We start from the raw sequence: 25688 nt of genomic DNA, 5'->3' as shown, positions 1-25688 counted from the left end.
CCCCGTTCTGGGGTGCCAAGGAGATGCCCCATAATGTCAGCCCCTTACACGATGCGGCTTTGTTACCTCATGGCTTGTGGCGTGCTTGTCAGCCTGTCGGCCCGGCCAGTTCGGGCGCAGGGTGTGGTGCCTGACCCCAACCAGATTTTCAGTCCGGTCGCGATGCCAACCCCGGTCAGCGCCTATCGCTCGGGTGATGGCACGCCGGGGCCGATGGCATGGAAAAACCAGGCCGATTACCGCATTGCCGTCACCCTCGACCCCGCTACCCATGAACTCACGGGCGAGGAAACGGTCACCTACCACAATAACAGCCCGAGCAGCCTGCCGGTGCTGTGGGTGCAGCTTGACCAGAACATGTATCGCGCCGACAGCAGGCGTGCCGCCATGTCCGGCCCCGCTGGCGCGCCGCATACGGATGGGATGCAGATCGGGTCAGTGACCCTGATGGAGGGCACCGCCACGCAGGAGGTCACCCCGCTGATCTCCGATACCCGCATGCAGATCACCCTGCCACACCCGCTGGCGCCGGGCAGGATGCAGGTGTTCCGGGTGCGGTGGCATTACACCATGCCGGGCGCATGGGGCGGGCGCACGGCGGTCAGCCCCTCGAAAAACGGCGATATTTATGAAATCGCGCAGTTCTATCCCCGCATGGCGGTGTTTGATGATGTGCGCGGGTGGGACACGCTGCCCTATGTGGGCGATGAGTTTTATCTCGATTATGGCAGTTTCGATTATGCGGTCACGGTTCCCGCCAGTTTTCTGGTCGTGGGTTCCGGCGCGCTGGTCAACCCGGCACAGGTGCTCTCGCCTGCGCAGCAGCTGCGCCTGGCCCAGGCCCGGCGCAGCGACACGCGCGTCATGATCCGCGATCTGGCGGATGTGGAGGCGGCAGCCCACGCGCCACCCGCAGGCAGCCGCACATGGCGCTTCCATATGGACAACACGCGCGACGTGGCCTTCGTCGCCTCGCCCGCCCTGCTGTGGGATGCGGCGAAGCTGGACCTGCCGCCCATGGCCCCCGCGCCGGGCATGAAGCCCGAGGCCCGGCTTGGCATGTCGGTCTACCCCGTGGAAGGGGTGGGGCCGCAGGCATGGGACCGCTCGACCGAATATGTCAGGCACACGATCGCCTATTTCTCACACGACTGGTATCCCTACCCGTGGCCCACCGCGATCAATGTGGGCGGGCACGGCGCGGGCATGGAATATCCGGGCATCGTGTTTGATGGCATGCACGACCGCGATGCCAAGCTGTTCTGGATCACCACCCACGAACTCGGCCACACGTGGTTCCCCATGATTGTTGGCTCCAACGAGCGCCGCAACGGCTTCATGGATGAAGGCTTCAACACGTTTATCGATTCACTGGCCTCGCTGCATTTCAACAATGGCGAGTTCGCGCCCAAGCATGATGGCGAATACGCGCCCGATACCGGCAGGCCCGCTGATGACATCGTCAAGGTGCTCAGGGACCCGGTCTACCGGCCCCTCATGGCGCCCTCCTATATTCCCGGCAGGGGCGACCGGCATGCCCTCCCCTATTTCAAGGCGGCTTACGGGCTTGAACTGCTGCGCAGCCAGATCCTTGGTCCTGCGCGCTTTGACCCGGCGTTTCGCCACTACATCGCCGCCTGGGCCTATCGCCATCCGACGCCGTCCGACTTCTTCCGCCTGATGGAAAGTGACGCGGGCGAGGATCTGTCATGGTTCTGGCGCGGCTGGTATTTTACCAATGCCGCACCTGATTACGCGCTGGCGGGGCTGGAATATGTCGGGAACGACCCGGAAAAAGGCGTGCGGGTGACGGTGCGGAACAAGGGCACCCTGCCGCTGCCGGTCACGTTGCAGGTAACCTGGGCCGATGGCACGACCACCCGGCGCATCCTGCCGACCGAGATATGGACGAAAGGCAACGAGGCTGTCGTGACCCTGCCCGGCGGCAGGCTGGTCCGCTCCGCCAGTCTCGACCCCGACCACGCCATTCCCGATATCGACCGCAGCAACAATGAAAGCACGTCCGTAGCACCAGTGGCAGCCGGCATGGGCATGGTCGTGGCGCGGCGCAACATAATGCCGTGACAGACAGCCACGAACCGGGGCAGGTGGTAGAAAACAAGGGGCTATCGGGGTAATATATAGAATGACTTGTAAGAAACAAAACAACGGGCGCGGCAGTATAGTCAGAGCGATCCGGGCACTGTCATAAAAACTTCACACAAGTAAACCAATGTTGTTTCAACGGTGTGGCATTGTCGCACCGTCATGAAACCTTCACATTAAAAAGAGTAACCGCGCTGATAGACGGTGGACCGCCTTCTCATCGCGGAGACCTTCAGGTGTCGATCAAGTTACTACGTAATGGTCATGTTGCCTTTGGCCTGTTCTGTTCTGCCCTTGCGCTTTCCACGGCGCATGCACAGACGGTCCAGCCTGCCTCCGGGGAGAAGAATCCTGAGCGGGCGCCATATAAAAAGGCGGCCGGGGTCCATAAGGATGATGCGCGGTTCTCATCCACCAATGCCGAGCAGATCATGGCAACGGCCCGCCGCACACGCTCCGAGCAGACCGTCAACCGCACCCAGTTGCAGCGCATCCTGCCCGGCATCAACCCGGTCAAGGCACTCGAGATCCTGCCGGGCGTCGTGTTTGAAAATGCTGACCCGTGGGGCAATAACGAACAGAATTCATCGCTTTACATCCACGGCTTCAACCAGAACCAGCTCGGCTTTACGCTTGATGGCGTGCCTTTGGGCGACCAGTCCTATGGCAATTACAACGGCCTCTCGCCCCAGCGCGCGGCCATAAGCGAGAACATCGGCTCCGCTACCGTTGCAACGGGTGCGGGCGCGCTTGGCACGGCCTCGACCAGCAACCTTGGCGGCTCGCTGGAATTCACGACACAGGACCCGCTGCACAAGGCCGGTGGCCAGCTTTCCCAGACCTTCGGCAGTTGGTCCACCTTCCGCACCTTTGCCCGGGTTGATACGGGCGATTTTGGCCATAACAACTCGGCCTATGTTTCATGGGCGCGGCAGGATGCGCGGGCATGGGACTTTGCGGGCCATCAGGGTGGCAATCAGGTCAACGCCAAGTTCGTGCATGACGGGTCGCACGACAAGATCACGACTTTCTTTGACTGGTCCGACAAGGTGGAACCCAATGAAGACGGGATTGTCGAGCCATCAGGCGGGAGCATGTACGTGCGCCCGTTCCTGTACCCCAACCTGAACGAAGCCGTGAACTATTACAAGAATGCGGCCAATATCGCAGGTAATAATTACCGTAATTATTACTCCGATGCCCAGCGTGAAGATTTCCTGGCCTATACAAAATGGACGCATGATTTCAGCGCGCACCTGCACTGGACCAACCAGATCTACTACCATCATGACATGGGCGAGGGCGTGGTGGCCGGCCCGATCAGTGCTGCCGGCCTGCCGACCCTTTTCGGGGCCTATTACCCCAATGCATCTTCTGGCGACCTGTCCAACGTGTTTGGCGGCTCGGGCATGGCAACGCGCACGACCGAATACTGGGATAATCGCGGTGGCCTGATGTCCACCCTGCGCTATGAGGTTGGCCACCACCATATTGAACTTGGCGGCTGGTACGAGCGCAACAACAACACCCAGGCCCGGCGCTGGTATGCCTTTGACATCAACAACCCCACAACCCCCTATGACCGCCAGCAGAACCCGCTGATCCACCAGTACACAAACTATTTCTATACCAATACCTGGACCACGCACCTGCAGGATAGCTGGCAGATTACCAAGAACTTCATGCTGAATGCGGGCTTCAAGTCCGAGCTGGTCTATACAAACGGCACCCTGCCGGTTGCCGCCCTGCCGGGGTCGCTCTCACCCAAAACGGCTGAAACCATTCCCGGTGGCCGGATTGCCACGGTCAGGCCGTTCCTGCCTTCCTTTGGCGCCTTGTGGAATTTCACGCCGCATGAGCAGTGGTTTGCCAATATTCAGGAGAACATGCGTTCGTTCCAGGATACGGGCTACGGCAATGCCAGCCCCTGGGGCATGACCAGCCAGGAGGCATTCGAGAACTTCAAGAAAAACGGCAAGCCCGAAACCTCATGGACCTATGAAACCGGCCTGCGTACCAACCGCAACGTCAAGCTCGGCCCGCTGACCCATATCAGCGGGCAGCTTGAATACTATCATGTCCATTTCTCCAACCGCCTGCTTGCCGTAGCTTCATCGGCGTACAACAGCAATGTTTCCTATATTATCGGTTCATCCACCATCCTGACCAATGTCGGTTCTGTCTCGACCGATGGTATGGATTTCTCGTTCACGGCACAGTTCGGACCGCATTTCTCCTTCTATAATGCGCTGTCTTATAACAAGTCCGTTTATAATGATGATTATTTCTCAGGTACCACACAGGTGCATACGGCAGGCAAGAATGTTGTCGGCCTGCCTGACTGGACCGAAAAATTCGTGGCCTCCACCAACTGGGGCCGTTTCTATGGCCAGTTCATCGGTGATGTCATTGGCCGGCGTTACACGACCTATACCAACGACCTTTCGGTCGGGTCCTATGCGCTGTTCAGCATCAATGCCGGTTATACCATCAAGGGCATTCCGCATGTGCAGGGGCTCAAGGTGCAGGGCAACATCACAAACCTGACCAATACCCGTGCCTGGTCCACGCTCAGTACCTCGCAGGCAAGCGGGCAGTATACGGCCTACCCCATGGCGCCGCGCATGTTCTTCCTGACGGTTGGCGCAAGCTTCTAGCCCAGCCTGCTTGCCAAGGCCCCGGTGGCATCACGGCACCGGGGCCTTGGCAGCAATACGTAAAGTCCTTTTGCAAGAAGGCGGTGTTCTTCGAAGCTTTTTTCAAAAAGCTTCACCAAAGGCTTTCTGATGATTGCTGAATATTTTCCAGGCTAATTTTTCAAACAGTCCCTTAACGAAGAGGGATACAAAATTTCCACATGCCATGCGGGCAAGGTCTGACAGGCCCTAGAACCCGTTCACCGTTGTCTGCCCTGTCGCCATGGAATACGAGCAGGCGCGGTCGCCATCGGTAACCACCAGCCAGATGATGTTGCGCAGCCCGGTATAGAACTGCCCCGCATCGCGCAGCGAGGTATAGCCATGATGGCGGAACCATGCGGCGATGATGGTGGTGGGCTGGTTGCCAAATGATTTGCGGATCGTATCAAGCAGCTTGTCGCATTGCGGGCGGCTGAAGCTGTCATGGTTCTGGTACCATATGCCCACCAGGATGCTGTTGCGCCTCGGGTCGAAATCGGCAACCGGCACCATGTCGCTGTCATAGGTGTCGGGCAGGCTGTCGATTTCGTGCTGCATGGCGCGTTCGGCGCGGATCAGGCCAAGGTCCATCATGGTCAGCTTGTCAGAAAACAGGGTGCTGATGACCTGTGAGGCCGGTGTCTGGGCGGCAGCGGTGGCACACCCCCACCCCAGCAGGGCAAGAAACACGAACAGATGGCGCAAGATATCCCCCATGGCGGACTAGATCGGTTCATCCCTGTCATGGATGGGCGGGCATGATGGCGCGCCCGATGGTGGGCAGCCCTCATGTCATGACAGGAATTAAATAAAAATAACCGTTCAGGCCATATGTGTTGACTTGAATGTCATGCACATAAGGCTTATCTGCCATGAGTATAATAACTGACGTGGCGGTGAACGGGAGTGCGCGCGATATGACACGGATGAAGCTTGCCCTGCGGGGCTGGTTGCAGGTGCTGTGGGGCCAGATCGTGCGCGAAACCGGTTATGCCATCAGCCATGAACGCCTGCAGCGCCGGGGCATGCTGATTGAAAAGCTCGGTCACGGCCTGCTGTACCGCGCTCACCGGCTGGGGGCGGCCCCCGCCGCTCCGGTGGCGGACCCTTACGCCACGCCTTCACGCGCGAGCGAAGGCTGAAGCCGGGCGGTCGCCATCGTGCCTGTTATGTGAAGGATTCGTGACAAACGTGCCCGTTTTCCCCTGTTTCTGACAGGTCTTTCCACAGGGTTGCCAGAACATCCTTCCCCCGAATCTGGGGATAAACAGGTGCCTACAGAGCTGTTGAAAAAGAAGAAAAGTTTTTGGGTGTCGCCTTTTTTCAAAAAGGCGACGTCTTCTGAAGCGTTTTGAAAACAGCTTCACCAGAATTCACTTGGCCTCAACGGTGCCCCGCAAGGTGCTGCATGTCATCGCCCACATGGCGCAGCGCGTCACGCACCGACATGTGGCGGCGGTTTCCAGCCTCTGACACGACCGTGACGGTGGCCGTCATGCCGGCTGCCAGCACGAGGTCGGGCGGCACGCTATCGATATGCACCCGCACGGGAATGCGCTGCGCCAGCCGCACCCAAGTATAGACCGGGTCCACCGCCGGCAGCCCCTGTATGGAGGTGGCGGCGTTGTTGCTGGCAATGCCGCGCGTAATGCTTTCCACATGGCCGAACAGGGGTTCATGAAATCCCATCAGGTCTAGCCGCACGGGTTCGCCTTCACGGATGGAATGGATTTTCGTCTCCTCGAAATATCCGTCCACCCAGTAGGACTCCGCATCGATGATCTGGATGTTCACATGCCCCGCGCTGGCATAGTCGCCCGCGCGCATGGTCAGGTTGGTGACATAACCGTTGAGCGAACTGCGCACCTCGGTGCGTTCAAGGTCGATGCGCGCCTGCCGCAGGTCGGCCAGGGCCGAGGCATACTGGGCTTCCGCCTGCTGGGCCACGGCCTCGAACTGCTGCTTTTCCTCGCCCGATACCGCCACGCCGGAAATCTTCTGGCGGCGTTCGTATTGCGATGTCTTGAACTCGAGGTCCGCGCGGTGTTCGTTGACCGCCGCCTCGGCAACATCCACCTTCACGCGGAAGTCGAACGGGTCGATCACGTACAGCACGTCGCCCTTGTGCACGAACTGGTTGTCATGCACGCGCACTTCATTGATCTGGCCCGAAATGCGCGGCGCGATATTGGCCACCTGCGCGCGGACCTGCCCGTTCCGTGTCCACGGCGAGGCGGTATAGTAATCCCACAGCACGATCACCACGATGGCCGCGACAAAAAGAATGGTCGCGGTAATGGCCAGGCGCACGAAGCGGTTTGCATATGCGAACACGTCAGCAGTCTTTCACAACATCAGGGTATAAAGGCCGACAAGGCAGATCAGCAGGCCGAACTGGGCCAGTGGCGGGTTCCACACAAAGCGCCACAGGTTGAACCACGAGAGTGCGGCCCGCAGCACGAGCAGCGTGCACAGCGCCAGCCCGAGGTTCATGACAAAGGCCGAGACCAGCACGCCTTCCACATCCACGACCTGCCGCATCAGCCTGCCTTCCCTGTCTTGATGATGCCGTAATGGCGCAGCCGGGGCTGTGCCGCGCGCCATGCGTGCAGCACCCCGTCCAGACCGGCCAGCAGGTTGATCGCCGCCACCTGCTCGGGTTGTGGCAGGTAGGGGGAGGGGGCAGGGACTGCGGCACAGGCGTGTTGCAGGCGCGCGTCAAGGTCGCCCCAGGGCGCATGCAGGCGCAGTTCGCGTGCGGCCAGTTCAGCCGCGGGCCGCAGCAGGGCATGGCTTTGGGCCTGGCTGGCATAGGCGCGTGCGCGCGCCAGCGCGCCATCGAGTTCGGTAAAGGCGGTAAAGCTTTCAAGCTGCCGGGCGCCGCTGGGGCTGGGCGGCAGGCGGTCATTCCAGAACTGCATCTGGGCCAGCCGGTCATAGGCGCGGGTGAGGCGGGTCGGGCCATCGGCCTCGCCCCTGCCTGCCATCTGGCGTTCAAGCGCGCGCACGATGGTCGATGCCATCCAGAAGCGCTGCCTGCGGGCCGAGGGCGGAAACAGCAGTACGAGGATGATGAAAGCCAGCAGCGCGGCCAGCAGGTAGAAGATGTTGCGGTTGAGGAATTCGGTGGGGTTGTAGCTCTGGTGGTTGTCCAGCCCCAGCATGGCGAAGAAGAACACCCCGTAATTGAACCCGATCGCCGCCGTGCCCGGCCGCATGAGCAAAAGGCAGGCCAGGAAGGTCTGCGGCAGAAGCGCCAGGGCGAGGAAGGGCATGTCCGCCCCGTGCAGCAGCACGAAGAAGTTCAGCGCCGCCGCCGCCAGCACGCTGCACGGAATGCCGATGACCGCCCCCATGCCAAAGCGGGCCGTATCGACATTGGTGGCCGCCAGCGTCAGGGTCAGCGCGGTCTGGGCCAGGGCCACGGTCGCACCCGGCAGGCCGGTGATCACGCACACCGCCGCCGCGAACGAGAAGCCCACCAGCACCCGCAGCGCCCCGATGAAGGCAAGCAGGATGTTGGGTTGCGTTGCGATGGCAATGGTCTTGCTGTCAGCAGCGCTGCCGGTGCCGTCCACCAGCATCTGCTGGCCTGCATGCAGCCGCACGCGCGCGGTGAGCATGCGGGCCGCGCGCTCGATGGCAAAGGCTTCATCGGCATTGGGCACATGGGCAGGAAGCGCTTCACGGATGGCTGCGAGAATGCGCAGCGTAAACCCCGCCTGGTCCAGCCGCAGGTCGGTCTGGCGCGCGATGCGGGCAATGGCCTCCTCAACAGCGGGGGCGATGTTGCCGTGGCCTGTGTGGCGGCCAAGGCCGCGCGCGCAGTCGAGCACCGTCAGCATGGACACCATGGCCAGCCGCGCCCCGTTGGCCCGCATGCCGCCACGCTCGAATTCCGTGCGGGCATAGGACAGGCGCGTGGTCAGCGCCAGAATGCCCCCGGCCAGCTTGATGTCGGCCTGCGCACCCCGGTCATACAGGTGTTGCAGGGCCGCGCGCGCGGTCTCGCTGATGGGGCGGGTAAGCTGCTTCAGCCCGTTAGCCAGTCCATGCGTGGCCTCGGGCGAGCCGGAAAGGATATTGACCACCGCTACCGCGAACACGCCAATGGTGATGGCCGAAGCCCGCGAGACGGCAATGTTGAAGACATTCTGCGGCGTGTCGATGCAGTTGACCGCCACGAGTGCCACCGTATAGCCCGACAGCAGCGCCCCATAGGAGCGGAAGTCACGCTCAAGCGACCCCACGAACGCACACGCTGCCAGCCACAGCGCAACCCCACCCAGAAACGGCCCGCGCTGCTGGTTCCACACCGCCACGAGCACGATGGACACGCCCATGCCCACCACCGTGCCAATAATGCGGTAAAATGCCTTGGAGAGCGCCTGCCCGCGTAGCGGCTGCGCCAGGATCATCACGGTCACGCCCACCAGAAGCGGATTGTCGATCTGGACCCAGAACGCCGTGGCCAGCCCGATGACGAGCGAGCACCACGTGCGCAGGCTGAAGCCCAGCCACCCCGCGGGCAGTCTGTCGGCCCAGGGAAGGTAAAGACGTGCCATGTCGCGCAGGCGCTGGCCTGCGTTTGCAGCCGATGTGTCGGACATGGCCTCCCTGACCGTTCGGTGGTCTTGGCATTCCATACAACGGAAGTTGCAGTACATTCATAACAAATGATGTACGGCGTTCTGCCTCGCAGCAGGTTTTACGCAGGCGAGATGACCCGGTGGCGCACCACTTCGCCCACAATGATCAGCGCCGGGCTGGCCACGCCCGCGCGTGCTGCCTGCGCGGGCAGGTTGCCCAGCGTGCCGGTCAGCACGCGCTGGTCGGCCCGCGTGCCGCGCTCGACAATGGCGGCAGGCCATTCAGCGGGCAGGCCGTGTTCAACCAGTTTTGCGCATAGTGCGGGCAGGGCGGAAACACCCATGTAGATCACCACCGTCTGGCCGGGGCGGGCCATGCTGTCCCACGGCAGGTGCAGCGTGCCATCGGCGCGGGCATGGCCGGTTACGAACAGGCAGGCCTGGGCGCAGTCGCGGTGGGTGAGCGGAATGCCCGCATAGGCAGCACAGCCATTGGCCGCCGTAATGCCCGGCACGACCTGAAACGGGATGGCGCATTCAAGCAGCGCCTCGATTTCTTCCCCGCCGCGCCCGAACACGAACGGGTCGCCACCCTTGAGCCGCAGCACGCGCTGGCCCGCCTGCGCGCGGCGGATCAGTTCGGCGTTGATCTCTTCCTGCGGCATGGTGTGGTTGTTGCGTCGCTTGCCCACGAACACCAGCTCCGCATCGCGGCGTACGCGGTCGAGCAGGGCGGGGGAGAGAAGCTGGTCATACAGCACGCAATCGGCATTCTGCATCAGGTGCAGGGCGCGCAGCGTGAGCAGGTCCGGGTCGCCGGGGCCTGCCCCCACCAGCCAGACCTCGCCCCGGGTGGCGGTGGTGGCGATGATGTCATCAAGTATCGCGCGTGCGCGGGAGGCATCGCCATTGCGGGCGGCCTGCGCGCCCGCGCCATCAAGAAAGGTTTCCCATACCTGCCTGCGCCGCGAAATGTCGGGGCAGGCGGTGCCCACATGCTCGCGCTGCTGCTGCATGAACACGGCCAGCGCGCCCGTGCCTTCGGGTATGGTGCTTTCCACCTGCTCGCGCAGGCGGCGCGCCAGGACGGGGGCTGCCCCCCCGGTGGAAATGGCGATGCGTACCAGCCCGCGATGGATTTGCGCGGGCGTGATGAAGGTGGAAGGCTGCGGGTCATCAACCGCGCAGACGGGAATGTTCATGGCGCGCGCGATCGAGGCGGCCGCACGGTTCACATCACGGTCATCGGTCGCGGCATAGACCAGCCGGCAGCCGGGCATGGCGGCGCGCAGCGTGGCCTCGTCCGCCGTGGATGCGATGCAGGTAATGCTGCCCTCATCTTCCCAACGCTGCATCTCGGCATCGAGGCGGCCTGCGATCACCTCAACCCGGGCGCGGTGGGCGAGCAGCAGGCGCACCTTGTTGGCGGCGATCATGCCGCCCCCCACCACCAGCACCCGGACACCGTCCAGCCGCAGCGCGATGGGAAACCATGCGGGTTCGGAAATATTGGTCATGCGCTTAAAGTCGCCGGGCGTGCCGGCGTCCTGTCAACTGGGGGAGGCTTATCGGTTTCCGCGCCGGGCAGGGGCGTGGGGCGGGTTTAGTGGGAGGCGACGTTCTTGACGCCGTCGGCATAGCCCCAGCGTGCCCATGTCGAGCGGTCCTTGACCGATCCCGGCGTGTTGGTGGCGCAGGCGGCCAGTGACAGCACGATGGCACAGATGCCAAGAACGGGAAGAAAACGGACCAAAAAAACCTCCTGCACGACGCAGCCGCCAGCCTAGCAGAAAAGCCCCGCCATCACCACGCCTCGTGTGAAAGGATGTGCATGCGCCCCGCCTCTCGCCTGCCACGGCCAAAAGATGGTAAGCCGCACAGGCATGAAAGCCCATGGCATGCCGGGGCACGAACAGGGGGATTGCCGCTGATGGAAACCGTAAGCACCGTGGCTGAACTGCGCCAGCATGTCCGTGCATGGAAGAAGGCAGGCGCACGCGTGGGCGTGGTGCCGACCATGGGGGCGCTGCATGAGGGCCACCTTTCGCTGGTACAGGCCGCGCGCGCGCAGGCGGACCGGGTGATCGCCACGGTGTTCGTCAACCCCATCCAGTTCGACAATGCCGATGACCTGGAAACCTACCCCCGCACGCTGGCGGAAGACGGGCGGCTTTTGGCCGCGGCCGGGGTGGACCTGTTGTATGTGCCCACCGTGGCGCAGATGTACCCGCCCGGCTTCGCCACGCGCATCAGCGTATCGGGCGTGTCGGAGGGGCTGTGCGGGGGTGCCCGCCCCGGTCATTTTGATGGCGTGGCCACGGTCGTGTGCAAGCTGTTCATGCAGACGCTGGCCGAGTGCGCTTTTTTTGGCGAGAAGGATTTCCAGCAGGTGCAGGTCGTGCGCCGCATGGTGGCCGACCTCGACCTGCCCATCGAGATCATTTCCTGCCCTACCCTGCGCGAGGCGGACGGGCTGGCGCTTTCCTCACGCAACCGGCGGCTGAACGCGGCACAGCGGCAGGTGGCGGTGGCGCTGCCCCGTGCGCTCGCGGCCTGCGCGGACGAGATCGCCACCGGCGCGGACGTGGCCACGGCGCTGGAGCGCGTTGTGCAGCAGGTGCGCGCGGCAGGCTTCGGCCCGGTGGATTATGTGGAACTGCGCCACGCAGACAGCCTGCAACCGCTGGCCACCTGCCCGCCGGGCACGCCCGCGCGCGTGCTGGCGGCGGCATGGCTGGGCGATGTGCGGCTGATTGATGGCATGGCCGTGCCCACGGTAGCAGGCTGAATAAAGACAAAAGTTTCCGGGTGCCGCCTTTTTTCAAAAAGGCGGCGTTCCCTGAAGCTTTTTGAAAAAAGCTTCACCAGAAACGTTCATTATATTCAGGCATCAAGCCTGCGGGCTTCATCGGGCAGCATGATGGGAATGCCGTCGCGCACGGGAAAAGCCAGACCGGCGCGCTTGCTGATCAGTTCACCCGCCTCGCGATCATAGACCAGCGGCCCCTTGGTCACGGGGCAGACGAGAATGGACAGCAGCCGGGGGTCGAGAGGCGGCGCGAGGGGCTTTTCGGTCATGGTGGCGGGTTCCATGCAGGTTGCGGTGGGTAATGGTTATGCGGGGGATGCACCCTCATCGGGTTCCTGTCCAGACCCTTCCAGCAGATCACGCAGGATGCGCGCGCGGTCGGCAGGGGTCGGGGCCTCGAGCATCTTCTGGCGCGGCGCCGTGCCAAAGGGGCAGATCATGGGCAGGGTGACGAGCAGGGCGGCGTCATCCATCTGGTGCAGCGCGTCCCACTGGGTGCTGACCCCCTGCGCCTCGCAGAAATCATGCAGTGCGTTGAGCAGCCCCTCGCGGTCGAAGGGGATGTCATCTTCCACATCGGTCAGGTCGGACACGAAGGACGAGGTATCGACCCGCGCCACCCGGTAGCCACGGCGCAGCCCCGTCTCGCGCAGCAGGCGGAAGCGCGCGATGCCGGTCAGCGTGATGGCGTAGGTGCCATCAGCCCGCTCGGTCATGGCGGTGATGCGGCCCACGCAGCCAATGTTGTACAGCGGCGGGGTGTGGCTGTAGCCATCATCCATGCCGGGGTCATCGGCCTCATCATCAAGCGGCGTGTCATCCATGCCATTGAGCAGGCGGGGCTGGATCATGCCGATCAGCCGGTTGCTGGCCAGTGCGTCCTCCACCAGCGCGATGTAGCGCGGCTCGAACACATTGAGCGGCAGTCGCCCCTGCGGCAGCAGCAGGGCCTCATCAAGCGGGAAAAGCCCCAGCTCGGCGGGGAAGTCCGCCAGCGTCATTTCGCTTACCAGCGGGATGCGGCGGGGGATGTCATCATGAATGACGACCACCCCGCTTTCGTCATGCCGCGTCACGAAAACAGCAGCGAGGACATGCGCCGCCGCGCGGCCACGGTGTCGGGGTCGGTCTGGCCCCAGGCCTCGAACAGGCGGATGAGCTGCAGGCGGGCGGCATCATCGTTCCACTGCCGGTCCGCCTTCATGATGGTCAGCAGCTCATCGGCGGCCTCGGCCCGCTTGCCCGCAGCGTTCAGCGCGGCTGACAGCTCGAAGCGGGCGGCATAATCCTTGGGGTTGGCGGCAATGCGGGCGCGGATTCCTTCTGCTTCCTCCGCAGCCTTGCGGCCCTCGCGCTTGAGTTCGAGGGCCGCCCGCGCGCCTGTTATCTCGGCATGGCTGGCAATGGCGGGCGGGGCGTCATTGAGCGCGGTCTCGGCGCCTTCCTCATCGCCCATCTCGATCAGCGCGCGGGCCAGGCCACCCCATGCGGCGGGATTTTCCGGCTCGATTTCCAGCACCTGCGAGAACAGGCCGGCCGCTGCCTCCGCGCGGCCCTCGGCCATGTCCTTGCGCGCCGCCTCGATCAGTTCGGCTGCGGGCAGGGCGCCGCCGCCTGCGGCCTTGAGGGCATTCTCGACAAAGTGCCGCACTTCGCTCTCGGGTTTGGCGCCCTGCATCATGTCCAGAATCTGGCCCTGCCAGAACACGGCCACGAGCGGGATCGACTGCACCGGCAGGCCGATCTGGCCAAGCTGCTGCACCAGCGCGCGGTTGGCATCGACATCAACCTTGACCAGCCGCACGCGCCCGCGCGCCGCGCGCACCACTTTTTCCAGCACCGGGGTGAGCTGCTTGCACGGGTTGCACCACGTGGCCCAGAAATCGACCAGCACCGGCATGTCGCGGCTTGCATCCACCACGTCGCGCATGAAGGTGTTCTGCGTGCCGTCCATGACCGGGTCGGGGCCGCCGCCGGGCACTGCGCCTGCGGGGCCGGAACTGTCAGGGCGGGGGGTCTGGCCGATGATGTAGTCCATATGGTCGCATATCCTGTCGGTCTGGCGGCAGGCGTAGGCGGGTTGCTTGCGCATGGCCCGTCCTGCCGGTTCGTTCTTGTGCAATAGATTGGCATTCCCCGCGACCGTCGCAACCGCCTTGTGGCGGGATGAAAAAAAACTTCGGGAAACGCATTTTTCCCCCTTGCGGCTCCCACGGGTTTACCGTAAAAACCGCTTCACCGACACGGAGCGCGGGCGTAGCTCAGGGGTAGAGCACAACCTTGCCAAGGTTGGGGTCGTGGGTTCGAATCCCATCGCCCGCTCCAGATTGTTAAAAATCAGTTGGTTACGAGAAAGCCGCCGCAAGGCGGCTTTCGTCGTTTACGGGCATTTTCTTTTTTGCAGCTTTTTTCAAAAAGCTTCACCAAAAACTTTCTTCAGTTTTGCAGGCTGTTTTCTCCCCTACCGTCCTGCCCGGCGGGGCAACCCACTGGTGCTACAGGCGTTGGCTTGGTGATGGATGATGGGAAGGATCAGGCCATGACGCATGATGACCCTGAAAAATCTGGCCCCGGCGATGGCGAAGGCAGGCGCTATCCGGCCCCCGGCGTCAGTTCGCCGCCCGAGGCCCGGCCTGATCCGGATGCCAGCAAAAAGCCCCGCCCCGAGCCCGTTCCCACCGACCTGCCTGATCCGCTCACCCTGCCGCAGCATGATGGCGAGGAAGATACCGCAGGCTGAAGCGGGGCGCAGGGCTAGAGCAGCTTCATGATCTTGAGCAGGAACCACGTGATCATCATGAAGATGAAGCAGATGCCGCCGGCTTCCATCGTGCCCATGCCGCCCGATGCCAGGAACATGCCACCGGTATTCATGCCAAAGAAACCGGTTACGAAGGTGGCGGGCAGCATGAGCGTGGTCACGATGGAGACGGTGTAAAGGCGGCGGTTGGTTTCTTCCGCCTGGCCTGATGCCAGTTCATCCTGCAGCGAGCGCGAGCGGTCCTGCAGCGCCAGAAGGTCATCGAGGGCCGCGTGGATCTGGCGCTGCGAGCGGTCGCGTATGTCATCTTCCGCCCATTCGGGCAGTTCAAGGTCTTCGTTGTGGAAGATGCGGTCCACGGGCGAGATCACGCGCCGTAATTCGGTCGAGCGGCGGCGCACGCGGCCGATCAGCCCGCTGATGCGCCCGAAATCGGTGTGCTGGTCCAGCGTCAGCAGCAGGTCCTCGGCGCGGTCGAGCTGGTCATCGAGCATGGCGATGTTGCGCCGCACGGTATCGGCGAATTCCAGCAGCGTATGGTCCACGACCTCGGCGGGGGAATCAAAGGACTCATTGCGTTGCAGCGCGCGGTACACCACCCCAAGTGCCGGCACCGGCTGGCGGCGCGTGGTGATGAGCAGGTCGGGCAGCACGGCAAAGCGCCAGGCAGAGAGGTTCTTGTCATCCTCCGACATGGCATCATCAAAGCCGGGCAGGGCGCCATACACGATGTCGCCTTCCGCCTCCACATTGGTGCCGCGGTCGGTGCTGCCAAGTGCGAGGCGCACTTCCTCGGGCAGGCAGGGTATGGCCTGGATATGGGCGCGGCTGGCGGTGTGGACGATATCGTAATGCAGCCAGACCCATGAATCGGGGCTGGCGGGCGAGCCGCCTTCAAGTGCCCGCGTAATTTGCTCGTCATTGAGCCGCACGGGGCGGTGGCCGGACTGGCAGCCAATGGCCCAGACCAGCCCGTTCGAGATGGACGTGGCGGCCAGCCTGCCTTCCATCGGCATGGCGGCGTCGGCTGCGGGAAAGTCGGGAACGGTTTCCATCGCTTGTCCCTCCATCATGCCGCCTGCTGCGGCTGTCGTGTCCGGGCGGTGGCTGACATGAAAACGGGCGGGCGGCGGCCACAGGCCACGCGTCCGCCCGCTGTCACGCAGTTGGGCTTTATTTCATCAGGTCAGGGGAGACCTTGCCGCCATTTTCCGCCAGCTTCTGCATGACCTGCTTGATCAGCCAGATGTTCATGGGGGCGGTATCGTTCATGTCACCGGTGTAGTGCAGTTCGGTGGCCAGTTCGCGGCGCGCGGCAAGCGAGCTGTCCAGCCCGAGCAGCGTCATCAGGTCAACGATCGAGACCTGCCAGTTCAGCTTCTGGGGATACTTCGCCGCCAGCGCGCTCAGCACGGCATTCACGTCCACCGGCTGGGCCGGGGCCGCAGGGGCTGCTGCGGGAGCCGCGGCGGCAGGGGCGGCCGTACCGGCTGCGGGGGTTGCGGCCGGGGTGGCGGCAGCAGCATGGCTGCCAAAAATCTTGGACAGGATTGAACCGAAAATGCTCATGATCTCTCTTTCTTCATCGTGTATCCGGCCTGGCGGGTGCCAGGCCGTTCACATGCGTCGTCAGGTTCGCCTGGCAGCGCTCAGTAACGGTACTCTTCATTCTTGAAGGGACCGTTGACCGGCACGTCAATGTAGTCTGCCTGTTCCCTGGTCATCTTGGACAGGTGCGCCCCCACCTTGGCCAGGTGCAGGAAGGCGACCTTCTCATCAAGGTGCTTGGGCAGGGTATAGACCTTGTTTTCGTATTTGCCCTTGGGCGCCTGCCACAGCTCAAGCTGCGCCAGCGTCTGGTTGGTGAACGACGCGGACATGACGAACGAGGGGTGGCCCGTGGCGTTGCCAAGGTTCACCAGCCGCCCTTCGGACAGCACGATCAGGCGCTTGCCGTCAGGGAAGACGACCTCGTCAACCTGCGGCTTGATGTTGTCCCACGTGTAGTTGCGCAGGGCATTGATCTGGATCTCGGAATCGAAGTGCCCGATGTTGCACACGATCGCGCGGTGCTTCATCTCGCGCATGTGCTCGATGGTGATGATGTCGATGTTGCCCGTGGCGGTTACGAAGATGTCGCCGCGCGGAGCAGCTTCTTCCATCGTCACGACCTCGTAGCCTTCCATTGCGGCCTGCAGCGCGCAGATGGGGTCAACCTCGGTTACCAGCACGCGGCAGCCCGCGTTGCGCAGCGATGCGGCCGAACCCTTGCCCACGTCGCCATAACCGGCCACCACGGCCACCTTGCCTGCCATCATCACGTCCGTGCCACGGCGGATGGCATCGACAAGGCTCTCGCGGCAGCCATACAGGTTGTCGAACTTCGACTTGGTCACGCTGTCATTGACGTTGATGGCCGGAACCTTAAGCGTGCCCTTCTTTGCCATCTCCCACAGGCGGTGCACGCCGGTGGTGGTCTCCTCGGACAGGCCGCGCACGTTTTCCAGTAGTTCGGGATACTTGTCGTGCATCATGACGGTCAGGTCGCCGCCATCATCGAGGATCATGTTGGGCGTCCAGCCATCCGGCCCGTGGATGGTCTGCTCGATGCACCAGTTGAACTCGTCTTCCGTCAGGCCCTTCCACGCGAACACGGGCACGCCGGTCGCGGCAATGGCGGCGGCGGCCTGGTCCTGCGTCGAGAAGATGTTGCATGACGACCAGCGCACCTCGGCGCCGAGCGCGGTCAGGGTCTCGATCAGCACGGCGGTCTGGATCGTCATGTGCAGGCAGCCTGCGATCCGCGCGCCCTTGAGCGGCTTTTCCCCGCCGTGCTCGGCACGCAGCGCCATCAGGCCCGGCATTTCACCTTCGGCGATCGAGATTTCCTTGCGGCCCCACTCGGCGAGCGAGATGTCCTTGACCTTGTAGTCGGTGCTGGTGGTCATGTTTTATCCTGTGTTCGTTAATTCGGCACAGGATATACCCGTTTGGGCGCGACTGATCCAGAGCGGGCGGGATTTGTATTCACGCGATCGTGCGGGCAACCGCGTCGGCCTGGTCGAGCAGGCGCAGGAAGTTTTCGCCCCACAGGGCCGCGATCTGGGCGTGGTCGTAGCCCCGGCGCAGCAGTTCGGCGGTGAGGTTGCCTGATTCCGATGCATCGGCCCAGCCGCGAATGCCGCCGCCGCCATCGAAATCCGATGAGATGCCGACATGCTTGATGCCGATTCGCTGCACGGCGTAATCGATATGGTCCACGAAATCCGCCACCGTGACGGGGCGGATGTCGCGCACGTCGCGCGGGCGCAGGAAGGCGTCCATCGCGGTGATGTGGATCACGCCGCCACACGCGCGCAGCGCATCAAGCTGGCCATCATCGAGGTTGCGGGGGTGATCGCACAGCGCGCGCACGCAGGAATGGCTGGCAAAGACCGGCGCGCGCGCGAGTTCGACCGCCTGCATCATGGTGTCGCGCGCGGTGTGCGATACATCGATGAGCATGCCGGTGCGGTTCATTTCCGCAATTGCGGCCCGCCCCAGCGCCGACAGGCCGCCATGCAGGCTTTCGGGGTCGTTGAGGTGGTGCATGGGGCGTGCCGAGTCGGCCAGGGCGTTATGGCCGTTATGGGTCAGCGTCATGTACCGCGCGCCAAGGGCGCGGAACTGCCCGATCAGCGAGAGGTTGTCGCCCATCGCGTAGCCGTTCTCCACGGCGGGCACGATGGCGATGTCACCGGCTTCATACGCCGCGCGCACGCCTGCCGCCGTATCGCACACGCGCACGCCCCCGATCCGGCCCGCATCGTTGATCACGCGCAGCATGGCCAGCGCGCGGGCGGAGGCTGCGGCATGCGCCGCCGCGTCACGCGCGCCCTGGCCCACATAGGCCACGAGGCAGGCCGCCCGCAGGCCGCCTGCGCGCATGCGCGGCAGGTCCACCCGGCGCGAGGGGCTGCCTGTGGCGAAGTCGCCCCGGTCGGGCCACGGAATATCGACGTGGGTATCGAGGGTCAGGATGGTGTGGTGCAGGTCGGCGGATGTATCGGTCATTCGGTCCTCGTCTGGTGCTGATAATGAACCACATGCAGCCCAGTCCTGAAAACTGGGCATAAAACAAAAGCCGCGTGATGTCGTTAGGGTAACAGACGGCGACACGTCCTGCCCCGGCCTGGTCGCCACCCTGCCGCCCTTGCGCCGGGGCACCATGCAACGCCGGGGCGCCAGGCGAAGGAACGACCATGACCACCATCCCCCTGCTGACCCTCAATGATGGACGCAAGATCCCCGCGATCGGGTTTGGCACCTACCCTCTCGACAACCCACAGGCCGAAGCCGCCGTGCGCGAGGCGCTTACCGCAGGCTACCGCCTGTTCGACACGGCAGCGCGCTACGGCAACGAAAGCGGGGTCGGCACCGGCCTGCTCAGTTTTGATGTGGGGCGGGAAGACATCTTTGTCACCACCAAGCTGCGTGGGGCCGAGCAGGGCTTTGACAGCACGCTGCGCGCCTTCGAGGCCAGCCTCGAGCGGCTCAAGATGAGCTATATCGACATGTATCTCATCCACTGGCCGCTGCCGAGCAAGGATCTGTACGTGGAGAGCTGGAAGGCAATGATCCGCCTGCAAAAAGAAGGGCGGGTGCGCTCCATCGGCGTGTCCAACTTCCTGCCCGAGCACCTGCAGCGCCTTGTGGATGAAACGGGTGTTACGCCCGCGGTCAACCAGATCGAGATGCACGTCGATTTCGCGCAGGCCGCACAGCGTGAAGTTGACGGCAAGCTCGGCATTCTCACGCAGGCATGGAGCCCGCTGGGGCGTGGCGACATCCTCAAGGACCCCACGCTGGCACGCGTGGCCGAGCGTCATGGCCGCACGCCCGCGCAGGTCATGCTGCGCTGGGTGGTGCAGACAGGCTCGGTGCCCATTCCCAAAAGTGCCCACCCCGAGCGCATGCGCGCCAACCTGCGGGTGTTCGATTTTCAACTGACCGATGAGGACATGCGCGACCTCGCCACCCTCGATGCCCCGGCCCACCGCACCGGCGGCGACCCGGCCACCTATATCGAGGAGTAACCACGCCGGAACTGCCCTGCCGCCCCCGTGGCCACGGGGGCGGCAGGGCAGGATTGCACAAGCCGGACCCACGCTGTTATGGTGCGGCGCCCGTTCCATGCCGGGCGGGCCATGTCGGCACGTCCTTCATTGGGTGTGCGGGCATAAGCAGGATTACGGCACGACATGGCAGTAGCGCAGGCATACGCACCATCCGGTGAAGCGGACAATCGGGTTGGCTGGCCATTTCGTCCTTCGCCCCGCCGCCTTCTGCGCTGGCTGGCGCTTGGGTTCGCAGGTGCGCTGGCTGCCTGCGCCCACAACACTGCGGGCACCATGAGCGAAGAGCAGATGGTCCACGAGGCCGACACCTACCGCGCCCGTGCCCATAGCAGCTATACCCCTCCCGGCCCGGCCGATGACCCGTGGGGCCCCTACATTACCGAGGCTTCGCAGCGCTTTGACGTGCCCGCGGTGTGGGTACGCGAGGTGATGCACCGCGAATCGGGTGGCCAGCTTTATCGCAACGGGCAGTTCGTGACCTCGCTGCCCGGCGCCATGGGCCTGATGCAGCTCATGCCCCCCACCTATGATGCGATGCGCGCGCGCTACAACCTTGGCCCCGACGCCTTCGAGCCACATGACAACATCATGGCGGGCACCGCCTATATCCGCGAGATGTATGACATCTACGGCTCGCCCGGCTTCCTGGCCGCCTATAACAGCGGGCCGGGGCGGCTGGATGATTTTGTCGATCACTATCACACCCTGCCCAGGGAGACGCGCAACTACGTGGCGGCCATCGGGCCGCGCATCGCGGGGAGTTCGCCCGTCAACCGCTCGCAGGCCGACCTGCTGGTCGAGGCGCGTGCCATGGCCCGCGCGCAGGCCGCCCAGAACAGCCAGAGCAGCCGCAGCCGGGGGCAGCGGATGCTGGCCTCCGTGCCGGGTGGAACCGCGCTCGAGACCCCCTCGCCCGAGGCCTCCGCCGTGCGGGCGGCATGGCGTGCGCGCGCGCAGGACGGCATGACCCCCATGGTGGCTGCGGGCGAGCACCCGGGCGTGATCAGCATGGCGGGCGGGCATGACTGGGGCGTGCAGGTAGGCGCCTATGGCTCGGCAGGGCAGGCGGAGCAGGCGGCGGGGCAGGCAAGGGCCAAGGTTTCGCTCAGCGGCGTGCATACCCAGGTTGCAAGCGTTGCATCCGGGCATGGTCATGTCTATCGTGCAAGACTGACCGGCCTTTCGCACGGTGCTGCGCAGCAGTTGTGCCAGAGGCTTGGTGGTTCCGGGTGTCAGATTTTGCCGCCTGCCACATGATGACATTGGCCTCTGTAACGGGGTGTGAGGAAACATGAGGTATTTTTACAGGCGTCCGCGTGGGGCATTGCCGGGGTTGTGCCTGCCGCTGGTGGGCCTCATGGCCTTTGCCGGGTTCATCTGCTTCTCGCCCGCGCGGGCAGCCCTGCCGGTGGGCAGCGAGGCGCCGCTGTTCGATGCCCAGGCCACGCGCAATGGCAGCGAGTTCAGTTTTCGCCTCGCTGATGCGCTCAGGCAGGGGCCGGTGGTGCTGTATTTCTACCCCGCCGCCTTCACCCGTGGCTGCACCATAGAAGCGCATGACTTCGCTGATGCCATGGACCAGTACAAGGCGCTCGGCGCCACGGTCATTGGCGTTTCTACCGATGACATGCCCACGCTGGACCGTTTTTCGGTCAGTGAGGGCCATGGCCGCTTTCCCGTGGCGGCCGACCCGAATGGCGAGATTGCCCGCAAGTATGACAGCCGCCTGCCGCTGCTCAACCGCGCGAGTCGCACCTCCTATGTCATCGCGCCTGATGGCAAGGTGATCTACGCCTACAGCGCGCTTTCGCCTTCGGGGCATGTGAGCAAGACGCTTGCTGCGCTCAGGCAGTGGCAGGCCGCACAGGGCCAGGCTACCAAGGTGGCGTTGCCCGCGGCCCCCACGGCCCGATGATATAAAAGTTTTTGGGCGCCGCCTTTTTTCAAAAAGGCGGCGTTTGTGCAGGGGTGTGGCAAAAAACAGTCCCTCAAATCGCCGCCTGCCGGCCCCGGCCTGTTGTGGTGGCCGGCAGCGCGTGCGGTTGTCCCGACATTGACTTGCCGGGCATGCGCGCTATTGACTGGACGCTCACCCTGCATCGGGGGGAAGCCGGTGGGATTCCGGCACGGTCGCGCCACTGTACACCGCATGGACCATGCGGAAGTCAGACCTCCCCGACAGTTCTCAAGCATCATTTCCGATACGGGACGCGCTTTCCCGACAGGAGCATAGCCATCATGACTTTCCTTTCCTTCCGTTCATGCCGGGGCGTGGCCTGATGGCCGGTCGCCTGCTTCTGCGTGGCATGCTGGCCGGTATTGTGGCCGCCTGCCTTGCCTTTATCTTCGCCCGCGTGTTTGGCGAGCCCCAGGTCAATCTTGCCATCGGCTATGAAGCCGCGATGGATGCCGCGGCGGGCGAGCCGCCGGAGGTGGAACTTGTCAGCCGCGCGGTGCAGGCCACGGCGGGGCTGCTGACGGCGGCGGTCATGTATGGCGCGGCCTATGGCGGGGTGTTCGCGCTGGTATTCGCCACCGCCTATGGCCGCATTGGCCGTTTTTCGCCGCGCATGCTGGCCATGCTGCTGGCGGCGGCGGGTTTTCTGGCCGTGGTGCTGGTGCCTGACCTCAAATACCCGGCCAACCCGCCCGGCGTGGGCAACCACGAGACCATCGGCCTGCGCACGGTGGCCTATTTCGAGATGGTGGTCTTTTCCATCTGCGCCCTGATCATGGCGGTGCTGGCCGGGCGGTGGCTTGCGGCAAGGCTGGGCAACTGGAATGCCAGCCTGTGCGGCGCAGCGGCGTTCGTGGTGCTGGTCGGCCTGCTGCAATGGGCGTTGCCGGGCATTAATGAAGTGCCCGACAACTTCCCGGCCCAGGTGCTGTGGCACTTCCGCGAGGCGGCGCTGGGCATGCAACTGGTGCTGTGGGGCAGCCTCGGCTTTGGCTTCGGCCTGCTGGCCGAGCGCGTGCTGGGCCGCCCGAACGCCCTGCGCCATTACGGCTGAGAAGTCGGCGCATCCGTCGTGGCTGCATCGCCCGCGGGGCGCGGTGTGGCCATGCTGGCGGGCGTAGGCGGGCTGGCCGTCTCGGTATCCTTCATCACGTCGGCCCATAGCGCGCGCAGTTTGGCATCCATTGCGTCATCCACGATGGGGAAGGTGTGGCTTGCCGCGATATAGGCGGGCTGCTGCGCCCAGTGCAGGGCGGCGCGTGTCGTGTCATCAAGCGGGGCGCGCGTGTTGGCGGGCATGCCCCAGTAGCATGATGAGGTGGCCAGCCGCGCCTGGGCCGCGGGCGTGCGCAGGTATTTTGCAAAGGCCAGCGCCAGCGCCTTGCGCTGCGAGGCCTCGACGATAGAGATGCCATGCTGCCAGCGGATGCCGCCCTGCCGGGGCAGGGTAAAGGTCAGGTCCGGCCTGGGCTGGGGGGCATGGGCATCGGCCGTGGTCACGGTGCCGCCTTCATCCACGCCTGCCGTGGTCCAGCCGCCACCGCCCACCACAATATCCACCTGCCCGTCGGCCAAGGCCTGCTGCACGCTCGCCGTATCGCCCACCAGCGTGGCATTGGCGCGCAGGGCCGCCAGCTTGTCGTGCAGGGCGGGCAGGTCGGCCTCGGTCAGATGGGCAGGGTCAAGGCCGAGTGCGAGCGCCACGTAGGACAGGATGGGCAGGTAGCTGTCATAGATGGCAATGTGCCCGTTATGGCTTGGCTGCCACGGGGCGTTGATGTCGTCCATCTCGGCGGCGGGCACGCGGGCCTGGTTGAAGGCTACGGCATGAAAGCCGTATTTTTCCGGCACGGAATAAAGCTGGCCCTGATACGACCCGCTTGCGGGGCTGGCGATGGCGGGCGGAATGTCGGTGTTCGGGAAATCCGCCGGGTCGAGCGGGGCCAGCAGCCCGGCTGCCGCAAGTTGCGGGGCGGCCGTCTCCTCCATGATCACCACGTCCCAGTCACCGGGCCGGGCCTGGCGCAGGATGCCGCGCACGGCCCCGGTGCCGTCAATATCCTTGAAATGGATGCGCACGCTGTTGGCCTGCTCGAACGGGCCGAGCAGTTCGGGGTCCTCATGGTCGCACCATGTCAGCACGTTCAGAACCTCGTCAGCCGCCCGTAGCGGTGCAGGCGCCATGGCGGCAAGGAGCGAGAAGGCGGTCGCGGCAGCGAGGGCGCTGCGACGGCTGCGTGCGGACATGGGAAATTCTCCTCCAGGATCAACCCCCAGCATGAACGCGTCGGGCAGTGAGGTCCAGTGTACAGGTAGCGTTTCGCGCGGTCGTTCCGTACGCCCAACGGGTGCTGGCGCGTGTCATGACAGGCGTGGCGTGCAGGACACGCCGGGCTGCCCGCCGGTTTGCCCCATATTGTCGTGCGCCATGATGGCGGGCTATGGATAGCCGCATGATCGCCGATTTCATCCGCCGCCTTGCCCGGCGTCGTTCCGCCTCCCCCGCCATGTCCCGATCCGCCGCGCGGGCTTCGCGGCAGGTGATCGCGCCCGCTCCGGGCTCGGAGGCGGCGCGGGCCATTGCCACCACCACGGTCATGCCTTCGGGCCGCCTGCGTGAATATGCCCGCACAGCGCGCGGCGTGGGGCGGCTTGCGGCCATTACGGTGTGGGTGCCGCTCTCGGTCGGGTTCGAGGCCGTGCTGCTGCTCGTGCCCGGCACCGCCAAGATCCGCTGGACGCGCATGGTCTGGGGCGGGCTGTGCCTGCTTCTGTCGCTGCGCATCCGGGTGGTGGGGCGCAGGGCCGGTGGCGTGGGCGGGCGCAGGGCGCGCCAGAACGGCGAGCGGCCTGTCATTTACGTCTCCAACCATTCCACATGGCTTGACGTGCCGGTGCTCGGCACGGTGCTGCCATCCAACTTCGTGGCCAAGGGCGATATCGAGGGCTGGCCCATCATGGGGCTGGTCTCGCGCATTGGCCGCACCATTTTCGTCAGCCGCCAGCGCAGCACCACGGGGCGCGAGCGCGACGAGATGCTGCACCGCCTGATGGTGGAGGGCGACAACCTGATCCTCTTCCCTGAAGGCACGTCATCGGACGGCTCAAGGGTGCTGCCCTTCCTGTCGGCCTTTTTCGCCATTGCCAAGCCGCCGCGCCTGCCCAGGGGCAAGGGGCCGGTCGAGCCCGACAGCGAGGCCGCCGCCATTGCCGCGCGTCCCGGCATGACGCCGCTGATCCAGCCGGTCTCGGTGGTGTATGACGAGCTTGAGGGCCTGCCGGTCAACCATGCCCGCCGCCCGGTCTTTGCGTGGTATGGCGACATGGAACTCGGGCCGCATGTGTGGCAGTTGCTCAAATGGCGCTCCATGCGCGCGACCGTGCTGCTGCACCCCGCACTCGACCCCGACGACTTTCCCAGCCGCAAGGCGCTGGCGCAGGCGGCGTGGCGCGCGGTGGCGGCGGGTGCGGCACAGTTGCGCCAGAACCAGGCCCAGCCCGAGCAGGACAGCGCCTATGCCTGCCGCCCGCTTGCGGGCATGCTGCCGCAGGATCTTGAACGCCACCGCGGGTAAGGCGCGGCGCTGGCGGCTTTGTGTCAAGATTGAGGCATGTCATGTTTTCGCATGGGCACAAACCATAGTATGATGCCTGTGCCGAGTGGTCCGGTG

26 protein-coding genes and 1 tRNA gene are annotated in these 25688 nt (G+C 64.3%); 12 read left to right on the top strand and 15 right to left on the bottom strand.

Translation table 11 applies throughout. From position 1 onward, the window contains the following. The first annotated feature begins 33 nt into the window (after positions 1–33). Positions 34–2085, top strand: a complete 2052-nt coding sequence (locus tag GXY01S_RS07410) for a M1 family metallopeptidase (RefSeq protein WP_255210387.1) — start codon at positions 34–36, stop codon at positions 2083–2085. 257 nt (positions 2086–2342) lie between these two features. After that, a complete protein-coding gene (locus GXY01S_RS07405; RefSeq protein ID WP_061273650.1) occupies positions 2343–4763 on the top strand; it encodes a TonB-dependent receptor in 2421 nt (806 codons plus the stop codon). A gap of 228 nt (positions 4764–4991) precedes the next feature. On the opposite strand, the gene GXY01S_RS07400 is transcribed toward GXY01S_RS07405, so the two are convergent. Next, positions 4992–5489, bottom strand: a complete 498-nt coding sequence (locus tag GXY01S_RS07400; RefSeq protein ID WP_255210386.1) for a hypothetical protein — start codon at positions 5487–5489, stop codon at positions 4992–4994. A 167-nt stretch (positions 5490–5656) separates the two neighbouring features. Here GXY01S_RS07400 and GXY01S_RS07395 point away from each other — a divergent pair, with 167 nt between their 5' ends. Further along, positions 5657–5926, top strand: coding sequence for a hypothetical protein (locus GXY01S_RS07395; protein WP_255210385.1), 270 nt, complete (start codon positions 5657–5659; stop codon positions 5924–5926). Between the two features lie 241 nt (positions 5927–6167). On the opposite strand, the gene GXY01S_RS07390 is transcribed toward GXY01S_RS07395, so the two are convergent. From GXY01S_RS07390 to GXY01S_RS18515, 5 genes are all read right to left on the bottom strand, one after another. Next, positions 6168–7118 carry an efflux RND transporter periplasmic adaptor subunit gene (locus GXY01S_RS07390; RefSeq protein WP_061273647.1) on the bottom strand — a complete coding sequence of 317 codons (951 nt, stop codon included), beginning with the start codon at positions 7116–7118 and terminating at the stop codon, positions 6168–6170. Between the two features lie 12 nt (positions 7119–7130). Further along, positions 7131–7325, bottom strand: coding sequence for a DUF1656 domain-containing protein (locus GXY01S_RS07385; protein WP_061273645.1), 195 nt, complete (start codon positions 7323–7325; stop codon positions 7131–7133). After that, a complete protein-coding gene (locus tag GXY01S_RS07380; RefSeq protein ID WP_061273642.1) occupies positions 7325–9394 on the bottom strand; it encodes an FUSC family protein in 2070 nt (689 codons plus the stop codon). The genes GXY01S_RS07385 and GXY01S_RS07380 overlap by 1 nt, the downstream gene beginning before the upstream one ends. A gap of 98 nt (positions 9395–9492) precedes the next feature. After that, positions 9493–10890 (bottom strand): siroheme synthase CysG, encoded by a 1398-nt coding sequence (gene cysG, locus GXY01S_RS07375; RefSeq protein ID WP_061273641.1) that lies wholly within the window; start codon positions 10888–10890, stop codon positions 9493–9495. Positions 10891–10976: 86 nt separating this feature from the next. Further along, positions 10977–11126 (bottom strand): hypothetical protein, encoded by a 150-nt coding sequence (locus tag GXY01S_RS18515; RefSeq protein ID WP_165165651.1) that lies wholly within the window; start codon positions 11124–11126, stop codon positions 10977–10979. Between the two features lie 177 nt (positions 11127–11303). Here GXY01S_RS18515 and panC point away from each other — a divergent pair, with 177 nt between their 5' ends. After that, positions 11304–12161 (top strand): pantoate--beta-alanine ligase, encoded by an 858-nt coding sequence (gene panC, locus GXY01S_RS07370; protein WP_061273639.1) that lies wholly within the window; start codon positions 11304–11306, stop codon positions 12159–12161. A 95-nt stretch (positions 12162–12256) separates the two neighbouring features. Here panC and GXY01S_RS07365 read toward each other — a convergent pair whose 3' ends face one another. The 3 genes from GXY01S_RS07365 to GXY01S_RS07355 are packed head-to-tail and all read right to left on the bottom strand — an operon-like array spanning position 12257 to position 14220. Next, positions 12257–12451 carry a Trm112 family protein gene (locus GXY01S_RS07365; RefSeq protein ID WP_061273711.1) on the bottom strand — a complete coding sequence of 65 codons (195 nt, stop codon included), beginning with the start codon at positions 12449–12451 and terminating at the stop codon, positions 12257–12259. A 36-nt stretch (positions 12452–12487) separates the two neighbouring features. Next, positions 12488–13258 carry an LON peptidase substrate-binding domain-containing protein gene (locus tag GXY01S_RS07360; RefSeq protein WP_061273637.1) on the bottom strand — a complete coding sequence of 257 codons (771 nt, stop codon included), beginning with the start codon at positions 13256–13258 and terminating at the stop codon, positions 12488–12490. Continuing rightward, positions 13255–14220 carry a tetratricopeptide repeat protein gene (locus GXY01S_RS07355; protein ID WP_061273710.1) on the bottom strand — a complete coding sequence of 322 codons (966 nt, stop codon included), beginning with the start codon at positions 14218–14220 and terminating at the stop codon, positions 13255–13257. Before GXY01S_RS07355 ends, GXY01S_RS07360 begins: the two co-directional genes overlap by 4 nt. A 212-nt stretch (positions 14221–14432) precedes the next feature. Here GXY01S_RS07355 and GXY01S_RS07350 point away from each other — a divergent pair. The 3 genes from GXY01S_RS07350 to GXY01S_RS07345 all read left to right on the top strand — a co-directional run bounded on the left by GXY01S_RS07350 (position 14433) and on the right by GXY01S_RS07345 (position 14922). Continuing rightward, positions 14433–14507: transfer RNA gene (locus GXY01S_RS07350), tRNA-Gly, on the top strand. Next, positions 14480–14698, top strand: coding sequence for a hypothetical protein (locus GXY01S_RS18035; protein ID WP_129551437.1), 219 nt, complete (start codon positions 14480–14482; stop codon positions 14696–14698). The genes GXY01S_RS07350 and GXY01S_RS18035 overlap by 28 nt, the downstream gene beginning before the upstream one ends. Further along, positions 14698–14922 (top strand): hypothetical protein, encoded by a 225-nt coding sequence (locus GXY01S_RS07345; RefSeq protein WP_255210384.1) that lies wholly within the window; start codon positions 14698–14700, stop codon positions 14920–14922. Before GXY01S_RS18035 ends, GXY01S_RS07345 begins: the two co-directional genes overlap by 1 nt. Before the next feature lie 14 nt (positions 14923–14936). Here the strand turns inward: GXY01S_RS07345 and GXY01S_RS07340 are convergent, their stop codons facing one another. From GXY01S_RS07340 to GXY01S_RS07325, 4 genes are all read right to left on the bottom strand, one after another. Beyond that, positions 14937–15998, bottom strand: a complete 1062-nt coding sequence (locus tag GXY01S_RS07340; RefSeq protein ID WP_061273634.1) for a transporter — start codon at positions 15996–15998, stop codon at positions 14937–14939. A 118-nt stretch (positions 15999–16116) separates the two neighbouring features. After that, entirely contained in the window at positions 16117–16512 is a 396-nt protein-coding gene (locus GXY01S_RS07335; RefSeq protein ID WP_061273632.1) for a DUF3597 domain-containing protein, read from the bottom strand. An 80-nt stretch (positions 16513–16592) separates the two neighbouring features. After that, on the bottom strand, positions 16593–17891 hold the full coding sequence (gene ahcY / locus GXY01S_RS07330) for an adenosylhomocysteinase (RefSeq protein ID WP_061273630.1): 1299 nt from the start codon (positions 17889–17891) through the stop codon (positions 16593–16595). 79 nt (positions 17892–17970) lie between these two features. Continuing rightward, a complete protein-coding gene (locus GXY01S_RS07325) occupies positions 17971–18996 on the bottom strand; it encodes a dipeptidase (RefSeq protein WP_061273628.1) in 1026 nt (341 codons plus the stop codon). Positions 18997–19184: 188 nt separating this feature from the next. Between GXY01S_RS07325 and GXY01S_RS07320 the strand changes: the two genes are divergently transcribed. Further along, on the top strand, positions 19185–20018 hold the full coding sequence (locus GXY01S_RS07320; RefSeq protein WP_061273626.1) for an aldo/keto reductase: 834 nt from the start codon (positions 19185–19187) through the stop codon (positions 20016–20018). Here the strand turns inward: GXY01S_RS07320 and GXY01S_RS18895 are convergent. After that, positions 20003–20131, bottom strand: coding sequence for a hypothetical protein (locus GXY01S_RS18895; RefSeq protein WP_255210383.1), 129 nt, complete (start codon positions 20129–20131; stop codon positions 20003–20005). The genes GXY01S_RS07320 and GXY01S_RS18895 overlap by 16 nt on opposite strands. A 52-nt stretch (positions 20132–20183) precedes the next feature. On the opposite strand from GXY01S_RS18895, the gene GXY01S_RS07315 reads away from it, so the two are divergent. The 3 genes from GXY01S_RS07315 to GXY01S_RS07305 all read left to right on the top strand — a co-directional run bounded on the left by GXY01S_RS07315 (position 20184) and on the right by GXY01S_RS07305 (position 23071). Beyond that, positions 20184–21317 carry a lytic transglycosylase domain-containing protein gene (locus GXY01S_RS07315; RefSeq protein ID WP_061273624.1) on the top strand — a complete coding sequence of 378 codons (1134 nt, stop codon included), beginning with the start codon at positions 20184–20186 and terminating at the stop codon, positions 21315–21317. Positions 21318–21351: 34 nt separating this feature from the next. Then, complete coding sequence (locus GXY01S_RS07310) at positions 21352–21975, top strand: peroxiredoxin (protein ID WP_061273622.1); 624 nt, start codon at positions 21352–21354, stop codon at positions 21973–21975. A 364-nt stretch (positions 21976–22339) separates the two neighbouring features. Beyond that, a complete protein-coding gene (locus GXY01S_RS07305) occupies positions 22340–23071 on the top strand; it encodes a CbtA family protein (protein ID WP_061273704.1) in 732 nt (243 codons plus the stop codon). Here the strand turns inward: GXY01S_RS07305 and GXY01S_RS07300 are convergent. Further along, positions 23062–24264 (bottom strand): ABC transporter substrate-binding protein, encoded by a 1203-nt coding sequence (locus GXY01S_RS07300; protein WP_082770769.1) that lies wholly within the window; start codon positions 24262–24264, stop codon positions 23062–23064. The two genes, GXY01S_RS07305 and GXY01S_RS07300, sit on opposite strands and share 10 nt — an antisense overlap. A gap of 206 nt (positions 24265–24470) precedes the next feature. On the opposite strand from GXY01S_RS07300, the gene GXY01S_RS07295 reads away from it, so the two are divergent. After that, a complete protein-coding gene (locus GXY01S_RS07295; protein WP_242501162.1) occupies positions 24471–25592 on the top strand; it encodes a lysophospholipid acyltransferase family protein in 1122 nt (373 codons plus the stop codon). Positions 25593–25688: the final 96 nt, after the last annotated feature.

The organism is Komagataeibacter xylinus NBRC 15237 (assembly GCF_001571345.1).
In the GTDB taxonomy this organism is placed as follows: domain Bacteria; phylum Pseudomonadota; class Alphaproteobacteria; order Acetobacterales; family Acetobacteraceae; genus Komagataeibacter; species Komagataeibacter xylinus.
This window is presented reverse-complemented; position numbering and strand designations above follow the sequence as displayed.